Annotated in this window: 19 protein-coding genes and 2 pseudogenes; all 21 read left to right on the forward strand. The window is 57.0% G+C overall.

Annotated features, from left to right (window positions below; all coding sequences use genetic code 11):
* The first annotated feature begins 7 nt into the window (after nt 1–7).
* The 21 genes and pseudogenes from VI25_RS18910 to VI25_RS18995 all read left to right on the forward strand — a co-directional run bounded on the left by VI25_RS18910 (nt 8) and on the right by VI25_RS18995 (nt 20,551).
* Nucleotides 8–3,058, forward strand: coding sequence for a CheR family methyltransferase (locus tag VI25_RS18910; protein ID WP_052695320.1), 3,051 nt, complete (start codon nt 8–10; stop codon nt 3,056–3,058).
* 85 nt (nt 3,059–3,143) lie between these two features.
* Nucleotides 3,144–5,927 (forward strand): PAS domain S-box protein, encoded by a 2,784-nt coding sequence (locus VI25_RS18915; protein WP_055562737.1) that lies wholly within the window; start codon nt 3,144–3,146, stop codon nt 5,925–5,927.
* A gap of 99 nt (nt 5,928–6,026) precedes the next feature.
* Nucleotides 6,027–6,284, forward strand: coding sequence for a hypothetical protein (locus VI25_RS18920; RefSeq protein WP_152981701.1), 258 nt, complete (start codon nt 6,027–6,029; stop codon nt 6,282–6,284).
* Nucleotides 6,285–6,692: 408 nt separating this feature from the next.
* Nucleotides 6,693–7,493 carry a phosphatase PAP2 family protein gene (locus tag VI25_RS18925; RefSeq protein WP_055562738.1) on the forward strand — a complete coding sequence of 267 codons (801 nt, stop codon included), beginning with the start codon at nt 6,693–6,695 and terminating at the stop codon, nt 7,491–7,493.
* A 125-nt stretch (nt 7,494–7,618) separates the two neighbouring features.
* Entirely contained in the window at nt 7,619–8,035 is a 417-nt protein-coding gene (locus VI25_RS18930; RefSeq protein ID WP_045689162.1) for an EamA family transporter, read from the forward strand.
* A gap of 1,071 nt (nt 8,036–9,106) precedes the next feature.
* Nucleotides 9,107–9,445 (forward strand): phenylacetate--CoA ligase family protein, encoded by a 339-nt coding sequence (locus VI25_RS26005; RefSeq protein WP_201783333.1) that lies wholly within the window; start codon nt 9,107–9,109, stop codon nt 9,443–9,445.
* Nucleotides 9,445–9,909 (forward strand): AMP-binding protein, encoded by a 465-nt coding sequence (locus tag VI25_RS26010; protein ID WP_201783334.1) that lies wholly within the window; start codon nt 9,445–9,447, stop codon nt 9,907–9,909. The genes VI25_RS26005 and VI25_RS26010 overlap by 1 nt, the downstream gene beginning before the upstream one ends.
* Entirely contained in the window at nt 9,834–10,445 is a 612-nt protein-coding gene (locus VI25_RS26015) for a phenylacetate--CoA ligase family protein (RefSeq protein WP_201783335.1), read from the forward strand. Before VI25_RS26010 ends, VI25_RS26015 begins: the two co-directional genes overlap by 76 nt.
* Before the next feature lie 42 nt (nt 10,446–10,487).
* The gene (locus VI25_RS18940; protein ID WP_045689163.1) at nt 10,488–11,072 is read left to right on the forward strand and encodes a TetR/AcrR family transcriptional regulator; all 585 of its coding nucleotides are present in this window, start codon (nt 10,488–10,490) and stop codon (nt 11,070–11,072) included.
* 2 nt (nt 11,073–11,074) lie between these two features.
* Nucleotides 11,075–12,154, forward strand: a complete 1,080-nt coding sequence (gene paaE / locus VI25_RS18945) for a 1,2-phenylacetyl-CoA epoxidase subunit PaaE (RefSeq protein ID WP_045689164.1) — start codon at nt 11,075–11,077, stop codon at nt 12,152–12,154.
* An 833-nt stretch (nt 12,155–12,987) separates the two neighbouring features.
* A pseudogene (gene paaA, locus VI25_RS18950) lies at nt 12,988–13,865 on the forward strand (1,2-phenylacetyl-CoA epoxidase subunit PaaA).
* A gap of 167 nt (nt 13,866–14,032) precedes the next feature.
* Entirely contained in the window at nt 14,033–14,323 is a 291-nt protein-coding gene (paaB, locus tag VI25_RS18955; RefSeq protein WP_394340165.1) for a 1,2-phenylacetyl-CoA epoxidase subunit PaaB, read from the forward strand.
* 2 nt (nt 14,324–14,325) lie between these two features.
* Nucleotides 14,326–15,129 (forward strand): 1,2-phenylacetyl-CoA epoxidase subunit PaaC, encoded by an 804-nt coding sequence (paaC, locus tag VI25_RS18960; protein ID WP_201783336.1) that lies wholly within the window; start codon nt 14,326–14,328, stop codon nt 15,127–15,129.
* On the forward strand, nt 15,123–15,635 hold the full coding sequence (gene paaD / locus VI25_RS18965) for a 1,2-phenylacetyl-CoA epoxidase subunit PaaD (protein WP_045689166.1): 513 nt from the start codon (nt 15,123–15,125) through the stop codon (nt 15,633–15,635). Before paaC ends, paaD begins: the two co-directional genes overlap by 7 nt.
* Nucleotides 15,636–15,828: 193 nt before the next feature.
* Nucleotides 15,829–16,614 (forward strand): enoyl-CoA hydratase-related protein, encoded by a 786-nt coding sequence (locus tag VI25_RS18970; RefSeq protein ID WP_045689167.1) that lies wholly within the window; start codon nt 15,829–15,831, stop codon nt 16,612–16,614.
* A pseudogene (locus VI25_RS26020) lies at nt 16,611–17,389 on the forward strand (3-hydroxyacyl-CoA dehydrogenase NAD-binding domain-containing protein); the annotation flags it as partial. The gene VI25_RS18970 and the pseudogene VI25_RS26020, both read left to right, overlap by 4 nt.
* A gap of 114 nt (nt 17,390–17,503) precedes the next feature.
* Nucleotides 17,504–17,788, forward strand: a complete 285-nt coding sequence (locus VI25_RS27200) for a 3-hydroxyacyl-CoA dehydrogenase family protein (protein ID WP_262489985.1) — start codon at nt 17,504–17,506, stop codon at nt 17,786–17,788.
* Complete coding sequence (paaI, locus tag VI25_RS18980) at nt 17,766–18,197, forward strand: hydroxyphenylacetyl-CoA thioesterase PaaI (protein WP_045689168.1); 432 nt, start codon at nt 17,766–17,768, stop codon at nt 18,195–18,197. The genes VI25_RS27200 and paaI overlap by 23 nt, the downstream gene beginning before the upstream one ends.
* Nucleotides 18,198–18,253: 56 nt before the next feature.
* Nucleotides 18,254–19,459 (forward strand): 3-oxoadipyl-CoA thiolase, encoded by a 1,206-nt coding sequence (gene pcaF, locus VI25_RS18985; protein WP_045689169.1) that lies wholly within the window; start codon nt 18,254–18,256, stop codon nt 19,457–19,459.
* Nucleotides 19,456–20,055 (forward strand): transferase hexapeptide repeat family protein, encoded by a 600-nt coding sequence (locus tag VI25_RS18990; protein WP_055562739.1) that lies wholly within the window; start codon nt 19,456–19,458, stop codon nt 20,053–20,055. Before pcaF ends, VI25_RS18990 begins: the two co-directional genes overlap by 4 nt.
* A gap of 82 nt (nt 20,056–20,137) precedes the next feature.
* Entirely contained in the window at nt 20,138–20,551 is a 414-nt protein-coding gene (locus VI25_RS18995; protein ID WP_045689170.1) for an Imm50 family immunity protein, read from the forward strand.
* The last annotated feature ends 29 nt before the right edge of the window (nt 20,552–20,580 follow it).

The raw sequence follows: 20,580 nt of genomic DNA on the forward strand, positions 1-20,580 counted from the left end.
TTCCTACATGACATCTACTACTGACCCATTTCCTCAGAACGAGGAGGATACCACTACCGAGGAAATGGGGGTGGAAGCCCCGCCCGCTACTACCGCTCCCGAGCGACGGCCGCGGGCGCATTCTATGCCGCCGCCCGATAAGTTCCCCATTGTGGCACTATGCGGCTCGGCGGGCATCATCGATTCTTTGGAGCGCTTCTTCTCCCACCTCACGCCCCACTCGGGCATGGCGTTCGTGGTGGTTACGCACCTGCTCCCGAGTCAAGAAAGCAGCTTGGCGCAGCTCGTGCAAGGCTTCACGGCCCTACCCGTACTGGAGGTAGAAGATAGCGTGAAGATGCGGCCCAACCACGTGTATGTGATACCGCCCAACCGCGACCTGAGCGTACTGCACGGCAGCCTCTACCTGCTGACGCCGACCCAACCGGCTCATCAGCGCATGCCCATCGACTTCTTCCTGCAAAGCCTGGCCAAAGATGCCCGGGAGCGGGCCGTCTGCATCATCCTCTCGGGGATGGGTTCTGATGGCAGCATTGGCTTGAAGCTGGTGATGGAAAACTTTGGGATGGTGATGGTGCAGGACCCCGCCACAGCCCGCTTCGATGCCATGCCGCGCGCTGCCCTGGCCACCGAGTTCGTTGACTTTGTGCTCTCGCCGCCCCTGATGCCAGCCAAGCTACTCGACTACGTAGACCGCCCCCTGATGGGCCGCCCCCAGCGCGAGCTCGACAAGGATGCGTCGTCGAAGCCAGCGCACGCCTTGCAGAAAATCTTTCTGCTCATTCGTCAGCAAACGGGCCACGACTTCAGCTACTACAAGCGCAACACGGTATTTCGGCGCATCGAGCGCCGCATGAACTCCCACCAAATCAAGGAGTTTACTACCTACGTGCGCTACCTCCAGGAAAACCCCCAGGAGGTGGAGCAGCTGTTCAAGGAGCTATTGATTGGGGTCACTAAGTTCTTCCGCGACCCCGACGCCTACGAGAGCCTCAAGAACCACTTGCGGGAAGTTGCCAAGACCAAAGAAGCCGACTCCACCATTCGGGTGTGGGCGCCTGGCTGCTCTACCGGCGAGGAGGCGTACTCCCTGGGTATGATTTTGCTGGAAGTGCTGGACGAGGTGGAGCCTTCCCGCTACTTGAAAATCCAGATTTTTGCCACCGATATTTCGGCCGAGGCCGTGGACTTTGCCCGGGTAGGCCTCTACACCGATAACATCACGGGCGACGTGAGCCCCGAGCGGCTCAAGCGTTTCTTCCACAAAACGGACGGCCACTACCAGATTCGGAAGGAAGTGCGCGACGTGGTGGTATTTGCCTTGCACAACATCAACAAGGATGCGCCCTTCACCAAGCTGGACCTGCTCTGCTGCCGCAACCTGCTTATTTACCTGAGTGCCGAGCTACAGCGCAACCTGATGCCGGTGTTTCACTACGCCATCAACCCCGGCGGCCTGCTATTTCTGGGGCCAAGTGAGAACATCACCGCCTTCCAGGATTTATTTCAACCAGTGGATGTAAAATGGAAGATTTCGCGCCGCACCAACGTTGCGTCTTCTCTTCCCCTCTTGATTAACTTCCCTTTTACAATGTCGCGGCAAATTCACCCGCTGCCGCATCCTGCCGTTGTTATGTCTGCTACCGTTACTGGCCGCCGCGAGGGTGGACCTTTTGCGACCCAAGTTCAAAAGACCCTTTTAAATGCCTACGCTCCGCCGGCGGTAGTTATTAACCCCAAGGGTGAAATCCTGTATGTGCACGGCCGTACGGGCAAGTACTTGGAGCCCGCCCCCGGCCTGAGCGGTATGAATCTCTTCGACATGGCCCGTGAGGAGCTGAGCTTTGAAATCAGCGGGGCCGTGCACCGGGCCAACCAAACCCACCAGAACGTGGTGCTCGACAACGTGCGGGTGCAAACCGAGGCGGGCCAGCAACTGCTGCGCCTCTCGGTAAAGTTTTTGGAAGAACCCGAAGCCTTGGCGGGCCTGCTGCTGGTAGCCTTTGAAGACCAGCCCACCCCGCGCAAGGTGCGCCTGAGCAAAGGCTCCGGCGGCGACCTGAGCCGCGACGCCGTGGTAACGGCCCTCGACAAGGAGCTGCAATACACCAAGCACCGCCTCCAAACTACCATTGAGGAAATGGAAAGCTCCTTGGAAGAGCTTAAGAGCACCAACGAAGAACTTCAGTCGGCCAACGAGGAGCTGCAAAGCACCAACGAGGAGGCCATGACTAATAAGGAGGAAATGCAGAGCCTCAACGAGGAACTGATGACCCTGAACACCCAGTATCTGGCCAAAACCGAGGAGCTGGCGCAGGCGGCCAACGACATGAAGAACCTGCTGGATGCCACCGAAATTGCCATCATTTTTCTCGACAACAACATGAACATCAAGAGGTTTACCCCTCCGGTGAGCCGCATCATCAACCTGATGCCCAGCGACATGGGCCGCCCTCTCAGCCACTTTGCTGCCAACCTGCGCTACCAGCACCTGCTGCGCGACGTGCAGCAGGTGCTGGCCCGCCTTACCAGCGTGGAAGCCAACATTCAGGCTACCTCCGGCGAGTGGTACACCATGCGCATCCTCCCCTACCGCACCCTCGACAACTACATCAGCGGGGCCGTCATTACGTTTACGGAAGTAACGGGCCTGAAAAACCTAGAAGCCCAGTTGAAAACCAGCGTGCAAATGGCCGCCAGCCTCAAAGAAACCTTGCGCCAAGCGGTGGTGGCTCTCGATGCCGACCTGACCATTGCCTTCGTCAACGACTCCTTCGCCCAGATTTTCGGCTCCCTCATGGCCGATCTGCAAGACGCTTCGCTGACGGTGGTAGGCCAAGGCGCCCTTAACCAACTACCGCTGCTCGATGCCACGCGCCAACTGTTTGAAGCCGAGGGGGAAGCCGCCGAGTTCAACAACCTAGTAGTAGAAGTTACCTTACCCAACCAGGGCCGCCACCGGCTTACCTTCTACGGCCGCCGCCTACTCTACCAAGGTGCCCCTACCGACCGCGTGTTGCTGGGCATTGAGAAAGTAGAGAAGCTAGAAGCAGAGTAAACTCCTCTGTAACTCAACGTTACGTGGCGCGTACGCCCACTGCAAGCTGTTACGCCCACCACGAATTCTTTTACCCTGTAGTCCTATGAGCGAGCCTGAAACCGGAACTGGCCGCCACCACCCCCCCGAGAAACTGCAGAAAGCGTTGCAGGAGCTGCGGGAACAAGCCGTACGGCGGCAGCAGGTGACGCAAAGCCTGCCGGCCGATATATCTGCATCTGTACTACGCTTGGTACAGGAGATGCAAACCAGCCAACTTGAGCTGGAGATGCAGTATGAGGAGCTACAGCTAGCCCAGGCAGAGGCTGAGCGCATACGGAAGGAGTACCAAGACCTCTACGAGTTTGCCCCGATAGGATACTGCACCGTAACCGAAAGTGGCGTACTGGACCAGCTCAACCTGCGGGCGTGCCAGCTGCTTGGTCTTGTGCGCAACAAAGCCAAAGGCCGGCGCCTGGGCCTGTTTGTGGTGCCCGAACACCGCCAAGCGTTTACCGACTACCTTGCCAACGTGCTAAAAACCGGCACGCGCCAGGTACTTCAGGTGTGCTTGATTAATGCCGAGGGGTTGCTCCTGCACGTGCGGGTAGAGGGGCAAGTGTGGGATCAGGCTGGCCCGGTGCCTACTTGCCGCTTGGCCCTGGTAGATACTACGGCTCACTACCAGCTTCAGCAGGCGCTGGAACTAAGTGAGCGGCGCTTCCGCATGCTGTTCGATCAAAACCAGGATGGGATGCTGCTCATGCGGGACAACCGCTTTGTGGACTGCAACCAGGCTGCCCTGCGCATGCTGGGCCTGGGTAGTAAAGAGGAGCTACTGGGCCGCCACGCCTCCGCCTTCTCGCCCGAGCGGCAAGCCAATGGTCAATTTTCGCTTTTGCAGGCCGATGCGTACTGGGCAGAGGCCATCCGGCGGGGCTTTTACCGCTTCGAGTGGCTTCGCCTGCGGGCTAATGGAGAGGAGTTCTGGGAGGACGTCCTGCTCACGGCCATTCCCGACCCCGAAACCAAAGGCTACCTAGTACATGCCAGCTGGCGCGACATTACGGCCCAGAAGCAAGCCTCGCGGCGCATTCAGGAAAGCGAGGAACGCCTGCAAATGGCCCTGGCTGCTTCCGATACCGGAGTATGGACGATTGATTACGCCACGAATAAGGTAAACTGGGACTTTCGCTCCCAGCAGATTTTTGGCCACCCCTTCGACGCCAACCCAACCCCGTTCCAAACCCTCCAGGATGCCATTCATCCTAGCGACGTAGCCCGAGTAGCCGCTGCGTTGGGGCGCGCCGCTACCGATAATATTCCCTTTGACCTGGAGCACCGCATTGTATGGCCCAATGGCACGGTGCGTCACGTGGCGGCCTTTGGGCGGGTATTGCGCGACAACAAAGGCCAGCAGGAGCGGTTTGTGGGCCTGATGCGCGACATTACGGACCGCCGCGAAGCCGAGGAAGAACTGGGCTACAAGAACCGCCTGCTAGAGCACATCTTGCAGAACATGCCCCTGGTGCTTACCCAACTTTCGCCTACCGGCGAGTACCTATCGGCGACGGGTGCGGGCTTGCAGCGCCTAGGCCTCACCAGCGACGACTTGCTGGGCAAGTCTAGCCGTACGCTGTACCCGCAAATGGCGCCCAGCATCACGGAGCTGCTCGCGGGCCAGCAGGTGTCTTTCCTGACCAGAATACCCCTGCCGGAAGACAACGAAGTCTACTACCAGAGCTACGGCTTCTTTGACGAGCACCGCCAGGAAGGGGTATGCTTTTCCATTGATGTGACGGAGTTGGAGCAGGGCAAGGAGCGCCTGCGCACCGAGCAGGAGTTCACCAAGAGTGTGCTCAACAGCACCGTGGACGTAGTAGTGGCCCTGGATACCAAGCTCCACGTGACGGCCTGGAACGCCAAAGCCGCCGAGCTGCTCTCCCGCGCCGAGGCCGAGGCCCTGGGCCAACCCCTGGCCGTGGCCCTACCCGGCATTGCCACCGACCCTGAGCTGCAACCCCACCTGGAGCGGGCCTTGGCTGGGCAGGCCTCAGCCTACCCCAACTGGCCCGGCCAGCACCAGCCCCTCATTTTCGACCTCAACTTTGTGCCCCTGAAAGGCCCCGATGGCAGCATGGGCGTGCTGTTAATTGCGCGCGACGTGACGGAGCGCAATGCCCTGCAAGTAGAAACTACTCAGCTTAAGCTCCGCCAGCAAAAAGAGGTGCTGTCGGCTATTCTGACCACCCAGGAAGAGGAGCGCCGCCGCATTGCAGAGGGCCTGCACAACGGGGTAGGTCAGCTGCTGTACGCTACCCGGCTCAGCCTCGACAACATGCCCTCGTCGGAGTCGGTGCGGGCCAGCCAGCGCCTCCTCGACGAAGCCATCCGGGCCACGCGCAGCATTTCCTTCGAGCTAACCCCCGGCATTCTGGAAGACTTTGGCCTGAGCACAGCCTTGCGCGAGCTGGTAAAACGCGTGCCCGCCCGCCACCTCGCCGTAGACCTCAACCTCACGGACCTAGACGAGCCCCTACCCCACCTGCTGGAAATAGCCGTGTACCGCATTGTGCAAGAGCTGCTCAGCAACGTGATGAAGCACGCCCAGGCCCAGGAGGTATTTGTGCAGGTGGCCCGCGCCGACGGTATTGTGCACATCAGCGTGGAAGACGACGGCATCGGCTTTGACCCCGACGCCGAGCGAACCGAGCACGGCATTGGGCTGGCTGGTATACGCACGCGGGTAGAACTGCTCAGTGGCACCATCACCATCCGCTCCCTGCTGGGGCGGGGCACTACCGTTAGCCTTGAGCTACCCCTGCCAGCGTCCGAAGAGTCTGGTTCTGCGACAACTAGCAAGCGGAAATCAGGAAAAACACGGAGCTAAAATTCAGCGTTTCCCCCTACTACCTCGTCCAGTGGAAAGCGTACTTTACTGACAGCTTGCACGCAGGCTTTCCCGGTCACTTTTCTCCCCTCCCTGGACATGGACACGAATCGATTGACGCTGTATGCGGGGGGTAGCCCCGGTCGCATGGGCTTGCAGTTGCGCGGACCTTGCGCCACCATTGCCGATGCGCAGGAGCTAGAGCAACGATTACGACGGCTGCTCAGCACGGGCATCACCATCCTCTGGATCGACTGTCGGCAGCTCAGCTACCTAAACCGCACGGGGCAACGCGCCTTGCTCAACACCGAACGGTACGCGCGTACGTGGGGGCTACGTTGTTTTGGTGCGGGCTGACCAATTCTGTCTTGGAGGAGCTTCGGTCCTATGGCATGCACTTGCTGATGCGCATTTTGCCGGCTACCAGCTACATGGGTCCGGTAGAGTTTTTGCGTACTCCCCTGCACTAGCACCTTCCAAGGTGGCTACGGAGTAGGTGGCACGTTTTCATTACTAGGCCTCCCATAACTCACGGTGCATGTGGCAGCACTGCCAGGCGCATAGCACACGCCTGGTAATCACAACATAACATTGGCTTAACGATTACGTAACCCAAGCTTGCTGTCTGGTTTGCTGAGCGGCAGATCAGACAGCAAGCTTTTTTTTACTCATATTGTACTGAGGCAGCCCCGGCACGCAGTTACTACCCAGCTTGGGGCAGTACGGTACCTGGTGGTCGTAGCAGGTGTTGAAGCATTTTCGTTGATGAAGTCTCGTTTATACCAGGGCGTATTGGGGGCGGCTATCTGGGCCAACTCGTTTACTACTAGTAGTGCACAGGTACTACCCACCGTACCTGCCGACACTACCCACAAGTTTGAAAATCCAAGTGGCGTACCCACGGTAGTAAAGCAGCCGTGGTACAAGGGCAAGCTGGTAAAAGCTACCGTCGTGCCGGCCGTTCTCATTGGGTACGGGGCTTACACCTTCAATGGGGGGGGCTTCTACACGAACCAGGAGGCAAACCGCGACATTCATAAGGTATTTCCCACCTTCCGCACCCGCGCCGACGACTTCCTGATTTTGGCGCCCTACCTGGAGTTGGGGGCTGTGGCCCTGGCCGGGGTAGAGTCGCGCAACGACCGAATCAACATTGGGCTGGTGGTGCTCAAGAGCGAGGCTATCATGCTCACCAGCGTTTTTCTGGTTAAGAACTTAACCCGCGAAACCCGCCCCGATGGCTCCGACAACCTCTCGTTTCCCTCGGGCCACACTGCGCAGGCTTTCCTGGCGGCTAGCATTGTGCACAATGAGTTCCGCGACCGAAGCCAGTGGTACGGCATTGGGGCGTATACCATTGCCACGAGCGTAGCCGCCCTGCGCATGATTAACAGCAAGCACTGGCAGAGCGATGTAGTGGCCGGGGCCGGCTTCGGTATTTTGTCTGCCCACTTGGGCTACCTCACGCACCGCAACCGATGGGGCCGCAAACCCACGCTCCCCACCGGCATGAACTTCCGGCCTACCTGGCTGCCCAACTATTCCATGGGCGCTACCACCGGCTGAGTGGGGCACCAGGCTTTAGCTTTACTTGGCAGCCCCAGTAGCTGCTCACGCGCGCACAGCCATAGCCTTGCAGAGTTCTACCCCGTAGTAGAGTCTCCGAGGCTATTTCTTTTCTCTGCTTTTTTATGTGGTGGATCTACGCGCTACTCTCCGCACTCTTTGCGGCTCTCACGGCCGTTCTGGCCAAAATTGGCATCAAGGGAGTAGACTCCAATTTGGCTACGGCGGTGCGCACCGTGGTTATTCTTGTGCTAGCCTGGGGTATTGTGTACTTCCGGGGTGGGCTAGAGCAGGTACACACCCTCACGCGCACCAACTTGCTATTTCTGGGTTTGTCGGGTCTGGCTACCGGGCTTTCCTGGATTTTTTATTTCCGCGCCCTACAACTAGGCAAGGTGTCGCAGGTTGCCCCCGTCGATAAGCTGAGCGTAGCCCTAGCCATTCTTCTTTCAGTGGTGTTTTTGGGCGAGCAGCTCACGTGGCAAGCAGGCATTGGCGCCGGCCTTATCATCGTAGGCACCCTAGTCTTGATTTGGGGATAGCGCGAACCAACTACGCTTCTTACCCTGACTACGAACTGCTACTTGCACTAGCTCAGTACAAGCATGCCTATTCAGCACAGCTTAAAAACAGGCCGGCCGAACCAGAAGCGTCTTCTGGTTCGGCCGGTTGCATTTGTTTCGGATCCCGATGGCAGCCAGTTGTGGGAATTGAGCTGATCGGTTGTCAACGAAATTGCCGGACTAGGTGGGAATTCATCCGGTAATCAGAACGTGGGAATTAGGCTTTCTTAACGGGTGGGGTTGTGCTGAAAGCCTGTGCAATACTACAAAGGATTTTTTACAAATGGTAAGTGATTGGTCATTTTTTATAAGTATTCACTCACCCTACAAAAGGCATTTTCCAAATCTATGTACATAAGTATCTGTTTTACAAACTTATAACTTCAAAAAACACACATCCACTATATTTCCCCTTTAAGCAAAAAGCCAAAATTTTGTAAGTATCATCCAGCGGTTCATCACCAGTTCCCCACTATATGTAGGCGCTTCACTGGGTGAATTAATGTTTCTACTTACCTCATTTATGGGGCCTTTGGGTGGCTGCCGCACCAGAAGTACCTATAAGGCACTAGTAGTAGCGGAGAAATATCTAGCTGTATTACTTCTGCTATGAACACGCGGATTGGCGTCCTGTTGCCCAAGGTCAGTTACAAAATAGAGGAGGCTAAGTTGTCACTTCTCATTAGACCAAGCTAAGAGGTGTTGCTAACAAACAGTGGCACCATCCCATAGTGTTTCTACCCTAGTGTATATAGCATCATGCAACAGCCAAATGCCTAAATAGCTTTCAGCCTTCTCACACTACTTACCTCAGGACAGAACTACCATACCCACTTATAAGATGATCGAATAGGTAGATATAATGGCACTAAACATCGTTTTTCTTTTGTAAGTGATTACACACTTTGCATGTAACTTGGGCAAAAGCTGACTATACGCAGTGAAAAGGCAGTCGCCCTTCTTGCTATTTTCTCAATGCAAACTAACAAACATTCGTTTGTTACAATTAGTTAGTACCTTGCTGCTCCTGCCACTCTTCTTGCCCCACCCATGCTATTCAACCCCGACATAGAACGCCTGCCGCTACCGCAGCTTCGGGCCTTGCAAAATGCTCGCCTGAAGGAGCAGGTGCAGTATGTGTATCAGCGGGTGCCGTTTTACCAGCAGAAGTTTGATGCCCTAGGTATTAATCCTGCCACCTTCCGAGGCCTAGAGGACCTGCCACAATTGGGCTTCACCAAGAAAACAGACTTCCGCGACAACTACCCGTTTGGCTTGTTTGCGGTGCCCCAGCAGGAGGTAGCACGCCTGCACTGCTCTAGCGGCACCACCGGTAAAGCAACGGTAGTAGCTACACAGCCGAGGACCTGGGCATATTTGCGGAGGTAGTGGCGCGCTCCTTGGCTGCGGCGGGCTGCCGACCGGGCATGAAAATGCAGAATGCCTACGGCTACGGCCTATTCACGGGCGGCCTGGGCATTCACTACGGGGCCGAAAAGCTGGGCCTCACGGTCATTCCCGTATCGGGCGGCAGCATCGACCGGCAGCTGCAGTTACTACAGGATTTTCGGCCCGAAATCATTTGCGCTACTCCTTCCTACGCTCAGGTATTGGCTGAGGAGGTCAAGCGCCGTAGTATTCCGCTGGAAGCCATTAACCTGCGCTACGCAGTACTGGGAGCCGAGCCTTGGAGCGAGGCCATCCGTCACCAAGTACAGCAGGGTCTCAAGGTAGAAGCCACCAACATCTACGGCCTTAGCGAGATTATCGGCCAGGTGTGTCTCAGGAAGATGCGGACGAGCGGGGCACGGGCAGCTACATCTGGGAAGACCACTTCTACCCTGAAGTGGTAGACCGTGAAACTGGCGAGCCGGTGGCGGAGGGTGAGTATGGCGTATTGGTACTTACCACGCTCACCAAGAAGGCCATGCCCATTCTGCGCTACTGGACCGGCGACATCACTACTATATACTACGAGCACTCTTACAAGCGCACCCACGTGAAGATGGCCCCCATCCGGGGCCGCGCCGATGATATGCTCATCATTCGCGGCGTCAACTTTTTCCCTACACAGGTAGAGGACATCATCAGCGCCCTCGACCACGTGAGCCCCTGCTACCAGGTAGTAGCCTCGCGCCAGGGCAGCATGAATGAGGTAGAAATAAGCGTGGAGGTAGACGAGCAACTGATGCGCCAGCTAGGCCTCGAAACACTAACCGAGGAGGTTGTGCAACAGCACGAGTGCCTACAGAAGTTGAAGGGCGCTTTTGCCAAGAAAATCAAGGACAACATTGGCCTAAGCATGAAAGTGACGCTGCTTGGCTGCGGGCAACTGCCGCGTAGTGAAGGCGGCAAATTAAGTCGCGTCAAAGATTTGCGCAATCTTTAGAAGGCCGTTGGCGTACGGCTACTGACCTTCTACTTCCCACCTATGATTACGACACGCAAAACCAACAAACGGCAGCTCATCCTGGAAGAAGCGGCTAAGCTGTTCAAGCAAAAAGGCTTTAGTGGCACTTCTATGCGCGATTTAGCCGGCGAAGTGGGCATTGAAGCCGCCAGCATGTACAACCACATCAAGTCTAAAGACGAGATTCTGGAGCTGATTTGCTTCCGCGTGTCGAGCACTTACATTTCCCAGTTGGCCGAAATAGAAGCCACTGCCGCGCCGTACGTCGAGAAAATTAAGTCCCTGATTCGTCTGCACATCCGCCTCATGATTGAGGATGGCGCGGCCGTATCGGTAGGTAATCACGATTGGAAGTACCTGCGAGAGCCTGCCCTCACGGAGTTCAAGCAAGCCCGCAAGCAGTACGAAAAGGGATTTGCCGCCCTGATTGAGCAAGGCATTGCCGCAGGCGAGTTTCAGCCCGTCAACGTGTCGGTGGCCCTGTTCACCATTCTGTCGGCCGTGCGCTGGGTTGAGCTCTGGTACCGTCCCGGCCGCGAGCTATCGGCCGAAGAGTTGGAAGACAACATCATTACCATGCTCCTCACCGGGCTGGAGAAAAAGTAGTTATGAGTCGTTTTCATAAAGTTAGAATCAAAAGCATCGTGCGCGAAACGCCGGACTGCGTGAGCGTATCCCTGGATGTGCCCGCCGACCTGCGCGAAACGTTTAGGTTCATCCAGGGCCAGTACCTCACCTTCCGCCGCGAGCACGAAGGCGAGGAACTGCGCCGTTCCTACTCCATTTGCAGCAGCCCCCTCGATAATGAGTGGCGGGTAGCCATTAAGAAAGTACCAGAAGGTCGGTTTTCCTCCTTGGCCGTGGAAACGCTGCGCGTGGGCGAGGAGTTGGAGGTGATGCCTCCTATGGGCCACTTCTACACCGAGTTGCACCCCGAGCAGCAGAAGCTCTACGTAGCCTTTGCGGCGGGTAGCGGCATTACGCCGGTGATGTCCATCATCAAAACGGTGCTTTTGACCGAGCCGCACAGCCGGGTGTATCTGATTTATGGAAACCGGGGGCGCAACTCCATCATTTTCAAGGAGGAGATTGAGGCTCTGAAAAACCGGTTCGTGGACCGCCTCAGCGTGTATCACATCCTCAGCCGCGAGCAGGGCGACACCGACCTGCTGTTCGGCCGCATCAACGCCGAAAAAGCTCGCTTGTTCTTACAGAAGATTGTGCCCGCCCGCGAGATTGACGAGTGCTTTCTCTGCGGCCCGGAGGAAATGATTAACGACGTGAAGGACGTGCTGGCCGAGGCTGGGGTAGCCCCCGAAAAAATCCACTTCGAGATGTTTGGCTCCGCTGGTAACGCTCAGCGTGCTGCCGCCCGCCAGGCCCAGCGACCCGCCGGCCAGGATGACAAGCACAGCCAGGTGACCGTGCAACTAGAAGGCACCAAGCGCATCCTGGAAATGTCGTACTACGGCGACACCATTCTGGATGCCCTGCTTGAAACCGGCGCCGATGCGCCCTACTCCTGCAAAAACGGCATGTGCAGCACCTGCCGCTGCCGCGTAACGGAAGGCACCGTAGAAATGGACGTGAACTACTCCCTCTCCGACACCGAAGTGGCCAAAGGCTATGTCCTTTCCTGCCAGGCCCGCCCTACTTCGGAAAAAGTGGTTGTGGATTTTGACCAGTAAGACCAAAGACTAACGCCCTCCTTTAGAAAATAGGAGTTGAGGTAGGCTAAAGCAATGCAAGCATTGGCTTTTGACTTCGCATTAATTATTAGCCGATAGCATTATGCATAATAGCTTGTTTATCTGCTGGATAGGTTTGATAGTTTTTTCTTGGCAGCCTGTGAGGCTACTGGTGGATCTGAACAGACGATATTAAAAAACTCTGCCCACCTGAAAGGCCGCTGGAATTATGACTCCACTGGACTCGATTGTTATAGTGCCGATTTAAAGTACCAAGGTGGTAGCACTGAGCCGGTGCGAGCCGGTGCCGTTCTTACTATTGGGCCAAACAGTTGGGTGTACTCCGGCAGCTTGCACGAAACACATGATTATACCTGCAATGGGCAAAAGCTAATTCTACGCCGCATAGGCGATACTAGAATGGTTCGGAATGGCTACATCGTACCGGAGAGTGTTGGGCAAGCAATAGGCCGCCCTAGTCAGCATGACATTGTACTCCTCACCTCTACTCGATTGATTGTGCGCGATAGTGTAAATGCGGTTAGTTCGAATTGTGGTCCAGGAAGGTACTTTTGCGTAGTCAGATTCTACTACTCTCGTTAAGCGCTATTGCGTTCCTAGGGTCATCCTTATATTATACGGGCTGAGGAAACACCTCTTTTTGCTGCCCCACCAAGCAGCAAAAAGCTTCATAACCCAAACTTTTCTCTACATTTAACTAACGAATGTTAGTTAAGCTTTGTTTAAGAGGCATGGAAACGCTAGAACTCACCCAGGAAGAACAGTTTCAGGCCCGCATTGACGCCGATATGCGCATTGAGCCCAAGGACTGGATGCCCGATGCCTACCGCAAAACCCTGATCCGGCAGATTTCGCAGCACGCGCACTCTGAGCTGGTGGGCATGCTGCCGGAAGGCAACTGGATTACCCGCGCCCCTTCACTCAAGCGCAAATCCATTCTGCTGGCTAAGGTGCAGGACGAAGCCGGCCACGGCCTCTACCTCTACTCTGCCGCTGAAACCCTAGGTACTTCCCGCGACCAAATGCTGGCCGACCTGCACTCAGGCAAAGCCAAGTATTCGAGCATTTTCAACTACCCTACCCTCAGCTGGGCCGATATGGGCTGCGTAGGCTGGCTCGTAGATGGCGCCGCCATTCTAAACCAGGTACCGCTCTGCCGCACCTCCTATGGCCCCTATGCCCGCGCCATGGTGCGGGTGTGCAAGGAAGAGAGCTTCCACCAGCGCCAGGGCTTTGAAATCATGCAGACCCTGTGCGAGGCTCGCCGGAACAGAAGGCCATGGCCCAGGAAGGCCTTAACCGCTGGTGGTGGCCAACGCTGATGATGTTCGGCCCCAAAGATTCGGAATCACCCAACACGGCCCAGTCGATGAACTGGCGCATCAAGCGCTTTACCAACGACGAACTGCGCCAGAAGTTTGTGGATATGATGGTGCCCCAGGCCGAGTTCCTGGGCCTCACCGTACCTGACCCCAACCTGAAATGGAACGAAGCCAAACAGGGCTACGACTTCGGCGACGTAGACTGGGAAGAATTCTGGAACGTGGTGAAGGGCAACGGTATGTGCAACAAGGAGCGCCTGCAAGCCCGCGTACAGGCTCACGAAGAAGGCGCTTGGGTGCGCGAAGCTGCCCTGGCCCACGTTGAGAAACGCCAGCAGCGCGAGGCCGCTAAAGCAGCAGCAGCCTAAGCCTAACCTGTAGTAACCCGTCCTGTTACGCTAGTCAAGATATTTTGCTTGAATGCGGAGGTTTCCACCCACCCTCCGCCCGCGAGATGCCGTGGCAAGCGTAGCAGGACGGCCAATTTTCCTGGGTCTACTACCTCCCGAGACCTTAGCTTTCAAGATTCAACCGCATCATGTCCCAAAAAGAATGGCCGCTGTGGGAAGTTTTCATCCGCAGCAAGCAGGGCCTCGATCATAAGCACGTGGGCAGCCTCCACGCCGCCGACGCTGAAATGGCCATCCAGAACGCTCGCGACGTGTATACGCGCCGCCTCGAAGGCGTGAGCATTTGGGTGGTGGAATCTAAGCACGTGCACGCCTCCAACCCCGACGACGCACAGGCTTTTTACGAGCCGGCCAACGATAAAATCTACCGCCATCCGACCTTCTATCAGGTGCCGGATTCCATCAAGCACATGTAACGATGACGGACCCCACGATGCCCACTCAAGCCGCGGCGGCCAGCTCCCCGGAAACCCCGACCCAGCTGTTTCACTACGTGCTGCAACTGGCTGATACCAGCCTGATCCTGGCGCACCGCCTATCAGAGTGGTGCGGGCATGGGCCTATTCTGGAGCAGGACCTGGCCATGGCCAACATTGCCCTGGACTTACTGGGCGAGGCGCGTAGCTACTACCAGTACGCCGCCGAGTTGGAAGGTAAGGGCCGCACCGAGGACGATTTGGCCTACCTGCGTAGCGCCGTGGAATATCGCAACCCGCTGCTGGTAGAGCAGCCCAACGGCGACTTTGCCAGCACCATCCTGCGCCAGTTTATCTACGACGCATTCCACTACCACCTGTTACTTCAATTGAAGTCGGGACCCGACGCACAGCTAGCGGCCATTGCCGAGAAATCGGTGAAGGAAGCAGCCTACCATATCAAGTGGAGTTCGGAGTGGGTCATTCGCCTGGGAGACGGCACGGAGGAAAGCCGCCGCCGCGTGGAAAAAGCCATAGAGAACCTGTGGCGCTATGCGGGCGAGCTGACTACCCCTTCTGCCACCGAAAAAGCGTTGCAGGCTGCGGGCTTCCTGCCCGACTATGTTGCTATTCAGCAGCAGATAGACGCCCACGTAGTCCGCGTATTCGAGGAGGCAACGCTGCCTGTGCCCCAGGGCGTGTTCATGCAGAAAGGTGGCAAAGATGGCCGCCACTCCGAGCACCTGGGCTACCTGCTGGCAGAGCTGCAATATCTTCAACGGACCTACCCCGGCTTGCAATGGTAGAGCACCTAGCGGCACCCACTGAGGAGCACATCTGGCAACTGCTGGAGGAGGTTTCCGACCCGGAAGTGCCCGTGCTCAGTATTCTGGACCTGGGCATTGTGCGCGCGGTACGGGTAGCAGGTGAGGAAGTCCACGTCACCATCACACCTACCTACTCCGGCTGCCCGGCCATGAACACCATTGCTACCGAAATCCGGCTGCGGCTGCTTTCGGAAGGTATCACCAAGCTGCACATCCACAACCAGCTTAGCCCAGCCTGGACCACAGATTGGATGAGCCAAGCGGGCCGCGAGAAACTGGAAGCCTACGGCATTGCCCCCCCCGTTGATGGTACTGCCACCGGCCATTTGTTCAACCTGTTTGGGGCTGACACGGCCGTCCGCTGCCCGCTCTGCAAGTCGGAGCATACGCACCTGGTTAGCCAGTTCGGCTCTACTGCCTGCAAAGCCCACTACCAGTGCGACGACTGCCTAGAGCCCTTCGACTACTTCAAATGCCACGCCTAATTAAAGCTAGAAGCTAGTTCCCCTCCTCAGTTGAGGAGGGGCTAGGGGTGGTTGACTATTCGTTGAGCACCCTCTAATGCTAGCTCTAGCAACTGTTCCATCAGCATCAACCACCCCTAGCCCCCTCTGCCTGATGCGCAGAATCATCAGCGGAGGGGACTAGCTTCTAGCTCTCGTAAACTCCCTACTACTCATGTCCGAAACTCCTTCCCTGCTATTCTCGATTGATGTCGGCGTTGCTACCATCTGCTTCAACCGGCCCCAGGTTTTCAACAGCGTCAACAGAGAAGTGGCGCTGGCGTTGCAGCAGCACTTGCGCGAGTGCCAGCAAGACCCGGCCGTGCGCGCCGTGCTACTCACTGGCACCGGTAAAGCCTTTTGTGCTGGTCAGGACTTGGCAGAAATTACGGGTCCTGATAGTCCCGAGGTAGCCGAGATTGTAGAGAAGCTGTATAACCCCATCGTGGAGTTGATTCGGGCCTTGGAGAAGCCGGTGGTAGCGGCCGTGAACGGCGTAGCCGCTGGCGCCGGTGCCAACCTGGCCCTCGCCTGCGACATTGTGGTAGCGAAGGAATCGGCTTCGTTTATTCAGGCGTTCAGCAAGATTGGCTTGATTCCCGACAGCGCGGGCACTTTCTTCCTGCCCCGCCTCATTGGCATGCAGCGCGCTTCGGCCCTTATGATGACTGGCGACAAGGTATCGGCCGCCGAAGCCGTGCAGATGGGCATGATCTACAAAACCTTCCCCGACGAGACCTTTGAACAGGAAGCCTTGGCCTTAGTGAAGAAGCTAGCCGCCATGCCCACCAAAGGCTTAGCTTACACGAAGGAACTGCTGAACGTATCATTCAGCAACGACCTGACCCAGCAGTTGCGCTACGAAGCCGACTTCCAGCTGCGGGCCGGTGCCACCGCCGATTATAACGAAGGCGTAGCAGCTTTTATGGAGAAACGTCAACCTAGCTTCACAGGTCAATGATTGTCGGCATCATTGGGAGTGGGGCCATGGGCGCGGGCATTGCCCAGGTGGTAGCCACCGCGGGCCATACCGTACGCCTCCTCGACCAGAACACCCAGGCCCTGCAACGCGCTGGCCATTCGATTCAAGGCAGCCTCACAAAGCTAGCTGAGAAAGGCAAGCTCACGACCGAAGCGGCCACCGCCATATTCAGCCGTTTACAGCTCACGGAAGACATCCATTCCTTCTCTGACTGTGAGTTGGTTCTGGAAGCCATTGTGGAAGACCTCCCGGTGAAGCAGCAGCTGTTTCGGGAGGTAGAGCTACTGGTATCTGATACGTGCATCCTGGCGAGCAACACCTCGTCGCTATCTATTGCATCTATTGCCGCGGCTTGCCAGAAGCCGGAACGCTTTATTGGGATTCACTTTTTCAACCCTGCTCCTCTTATGCAACTGGTTGAGGTGATTCCGGCCGTGCAAACGCGCGCCGGGCTGGCCGAGGAAGTGCGCGGCCTGGTGCAGAGCTGGGGCAAGTTGCCCGTACTGACCAAAGACACGCCGGGCTTCATCGTAAACCGCGTGGCGCGGCCGTTCTACGGCGAAGCCATCCGAATCCTGGAAGAAGGTATTGCCGATATGGCGACAATCGACTGGGCCATGACGGAGTTGGGTGGCTTTCGGATGGGGCCGTTTGCCTGATGGATTTCATCGGCCACGATGTAAACTACCGCGTTACGGAGTCGGTTTTCACGTCCTTCTTCTACGACCCGCGCTACAAGCCTTCCTTCACCCAGAAGCGCCTGTTTGAGGCGGGCTACTACGGACGCAAGTCGGGCCGCGGCTTCTACAGCTACGCCGACGGTGCGACACCGCCCCAGCCTACCCGCGACGAAGCCCTAGGCCGCCTGGTGCTCAACCGCATCTTGGCCATGCTCATCAACGAAGCTGTAGATGCCCTAGCCCTGAACGTAGCATCGAAGCAAGACCTGGAGCTAGCCATGACCAAGGGCGTAAACTATCCGAAAGGCCTGCTAGCCTGGGCCGATGAACTAGGCCTCGAAAACGCACTCCAGACCTTGGACAGCCTCTACAACGAATACCACGAGGACCGCTACCGCGCCAGCCCGCTCCTGCGCCGCATGGTGAAGGCCAGCCAATCTTTCTTCCAGCATGAGCCAGCCGCCAGTCACTAACAGCCAAGCCGAGGCCGTAAAAGACCGGATGCTGCAGCACGATGCCTTTAGCAAGCTGCTAGGGCTGGAAGTAGATGAGGTAGGGCCGGGCTACTGCCGCCTCCACTTCACGGTGCGGCCCGACATGCTCAACGGCTTTGCGGCCCTGCACGGCGGCGTTACGTTCTCGGCGGCCGACTCGGCGTTTGCCTTTGCCTGCAACAGCCACGGCCGCCAAAGTGTGGGCCTCACCGTCACCATCGACTATCTGGAGGCTGGCAAGCTAGGCGACGTCATCACGGTGGAAGCGCGGGAAGAAGGTCTCAAGCATAAAGTAGGCGTGTACCAGATTCGCGCCACCAACCAGTACGGTGTGGTGCTAGCCCTGTTCAAGGGCACCGCCTACCGCACCAGCAAGGAAATATTGTAAAAATGAATGAACGTCATGCTTCGACAAGCTCAGCATGACGGTTGATAGCTAATAAAATGAACCAAGCCTATATCATCGACGGTATCCGGACGCCCATCGGCAACTTCGGCGGCACGCTGTCCGCTGTTCGTCCCGATGACATGGCGGCCCTGGTTATCCAGGAACTCCTGAAGCGTAATGCCACAGTCGATCCGGCCGCTATTGCCGACGTTATTCTGGGCTGTGCCAACCAAGCAGGGGAGGATAACCGCAACGTGGCCCGCATGGCGTTGCTGCTGGCGGGTCTGCCTACCTCCGTGCCCGGCGAAACCGTGAACCGCCTCTGCGCCTCGGGCCTTTCGGCCAGCATTGCTGCCGCCCGCGCCATCCAGAGCGGCGACGGGGACTTGTTCATCTCCGGCGGGGTAGAAAGCATGACCCGCGCGCCCTACGTCATGTCGAAGCCAACCAAAGCCTTTGGCACCGACTCCAAGATGTATGATTCCAGCTTCGGCTGGCGCTTTGTGAATACCCGGCTGGAGGAGCTTTACGGCACTGACGCCATGGGCGAAACGGCCGAAAACCTCGTGGACCAATACCACATCAGCCGCGAAGACCAGGACCAGTTTGCCTACGACTCCCACCAGCGGGCCGGCCGTGCCCGCGACTCGGGCCGCTTTGCCGAGGAAATTGTGCCCGTGGCGATTCCCCAGCGTAAGGGCGAGCCGGTGCTGTTTGCGGAGGACGAGTTCATCAAGTCGAACACTACCCTCGATGGGCTGGCCAAGCTCCGCCCCGCCTTCCGAAAGAACGGCTCCGTAACGGCCGGCAACTCCTCGGGCCTGAATGATGGCGCAGCAGCGTTGCTGCTGGCCTCAGAAGCAGGTATTAAGCAGCATAACCTTACCCCCCGAGCCCGCATCGTGAGCATGGGGGTAGCGGGCGTGGAGCCGCGAACCATGGGTATCGGGCCCGTGCCAGCGTCGCAACAGGCCCTGAAGAAGGCTGGCCTTACGCTGGACCAGATGGATATCATTGAATTCAATGAGGCCTTTGCTGCCCAAACGTTGGCCTGCGTGCGCGGCCTAGGCTTGGAAGGCAGCGACCCGCGCATCAACCCCAACGGGGGCGCCATTGCGCTGGGCCACCCCCTAGGCATGAGTGGGGCCCGCATCCTCAACACGGCTGCTCTGGAGCTGCACAAGCAAAACAAGCGCTACGCTCTTATCACCATGTGCGTAGGCGTGGGCCAGGGCTATGCTGCCATCATCGAAAAGGTATGATCTACGCGTTCAATGGCTTCGTTCCGGTAGTACATGAGTCGGCGTTTGTGCACCCGCAGGCGGCCGTGACGGGCAACGTCATTATCGGCCGCAACGTGTACATTGGGCCGGGCGCGGCCATTCGCGGCGACTGGGGCCAGATCATCATCGAAGACAATTGCAACGTGCAGGAAAACTGCACCGTGCACATGTTTCCTGGTACCACTACCCGGCTCAAGGAAATGGCCCACATCGGCCACGGCGCTATTATTCACGGGGCTACTGTGGGCCGCAATGTGCTAGTAGGCATGAATGCCGTGCTCATGGACCGCGTGGAAATTGGCGACGAAAGCATCATCGGGGCTCTGAGCTTTATCAAAGCCGATGAGGTGATTCCGCCGCGCAGCCTGGTAGTAGGCAATCCGCACAAAATCATTCGACAGGTCAGCGACGAAATGCTAGCCTGGAAAACGGAAGGCACCCGCATCTACATGCAGCTACCCGCTGACCTTCACGCTACCCTACAGCCCTGCGAGCCCCTGCGTGAAGTACCCGCCGACCGACAAGTGCAGCAAGGCGGTTACCAGACATGGGCTGAACGCAAAGCCATTGATTAGGCTCAAAAACCTGAAAGAACGTCATGCTGAGCCCCGCGAAGCATCTCTCTCACTTCGTCTGGCTTAAAGCACTATTAGTATTATGAGCAAAACAGAAAGTCCAGCTGTCAGCCAAATAGTCAATGCTGAGATTGTGCGTGAGTACTTTGGCTACTGGCCAGACTTTCATGATGCTGAAATTACTAAGGTCACCTTCCAAGCTCATCCAGGTTATCGAGCCTCAGTAACGTTCGTAATTGCTGCTTTCGAAATGACCAGAGAAGTTGATGAAAGAGGCCACTACATACTCACAAAACATTGTGCTATAGAAATTCAATTTACTGGCATACAAGAATTAACGTTCGATTATTTCAGTCACCAAAACGTCATTTTTGAACTCATATTCGAAGAAGCCGGGAGTAACGTCGAATGCCGATTTGTTTCCTCCGCCGGATTAGATGCATCCATTGTTGCTGAGGAAGTACTGGTACTAAGCTTAACCCCAACGAACGGGTAGCAACTGGTCCTCCGCCTATCTCCGGAACG

The organism is Hymenobacter sp. AT01-02 (assembly GCF_000961955.2).
Lineage (GTDB): Bacteria > Bacteroidota > Bacteroidia > Cytophagales > Hymenobacteraceae > Hymenobacter > Hymenobacter mucosus.

Coding starts and splice junctions, on each gene's coding strand:
- VI25_RS18990 (WP_055562739.1), top strand. CDS start 19,456: ATGATCTACGCGTTCAATGGCTTCGTTCCGGTAGTACATGAGTCGGCG.
- VI25_RS18970 (WP_045689167.1), top strand. CDS start 15,829: ATGTCCGAAACTCCTTCCCTGCTATTCTCGATTGATGTCGGCGTTGCT.
- paaC (WP_201783336.1), top strand. CDS start 14,326: ATGACGGACCCCACGATGCCCACTCAAGCCGCGGCGGCCAGCTCCCCG.
- paaD (WP_045689166.1), top strand. CDS start 15,123: ATGGTAGAGCACCTAGCGGCACCCACTGAGGAGCACATCTGGCAACTG.
- paaE (WP_045689164.1), top strand. CDS start 11,075: ATGAGTCGTTTTCATAAAGTTAGAATCAAAAGCATCGTGCGCGAAACG.
- VI25_RS18995 (WP_045689170.1), top strand. CDS start 20,138: ATGAGCAAAACAGAAAGTCCAGCTGTCAGCCAAATAGTCAATGCTGAG.
- VI25_RS18920 (WP_152981701.1), top strand. CDS start 6,027: ATGGACACGAATCGATTGACGCTGTATGCGGGGGGTAGCCCCGGTCGC.
- VI25_RS18915 (WP_055562737.1), top strand. CDS start 3,144: ATGAGCGAGCCTGAAACCGGAACTGGCCGCCACCACCCCCCCGAGAAA.
- VI25_RS18910 (WP_052695320.1), top strand. CDS start 8: ATGACATCTACTACTGACCCATTTCCTCAGAACGAGGAGGATACCACT.
- VI25_RS18930 (WP_045689162.1), top strand. CDS start 7,619: ATGTGGTGGATCTACGCGCTACTCTCCGCACTCTTTGCGGCTCTCACG.
- VI25_RS18925 (WP_055562738.1), top strand. CDS start 6,693: ATGAAGTCTCGTTTATACCAGGGCGTATTGGGGGCGGCTATCTGGGCC.
- VI25_RS18940 (WP_045689163.1), top strand. CDS start 10,488: ATGATTACGACACGCAAAACCAACAAACGGCAGCTCATCCTGGAAGAA.
- paaI (WP_045689168.1), top strand. CDS start 17,766: ATGAGCCAGCCGCCAGTCACTAACAGCCAAGCCGAGGCCGTAAAAGAC.
- pcaF (WP_045689169.1), top strand. CDS start 18,254: ATGAACCAAGCCTATATCATCGACGGTATCCGGACGCCCATCGGCAAC.
- VI25_RS26005 (WP_201783333.1), top strand. CDS start 9,107: ATGCTATTCAACCCCGACATAGAACGCCTGCCGCTACCGCAGCTTCGG.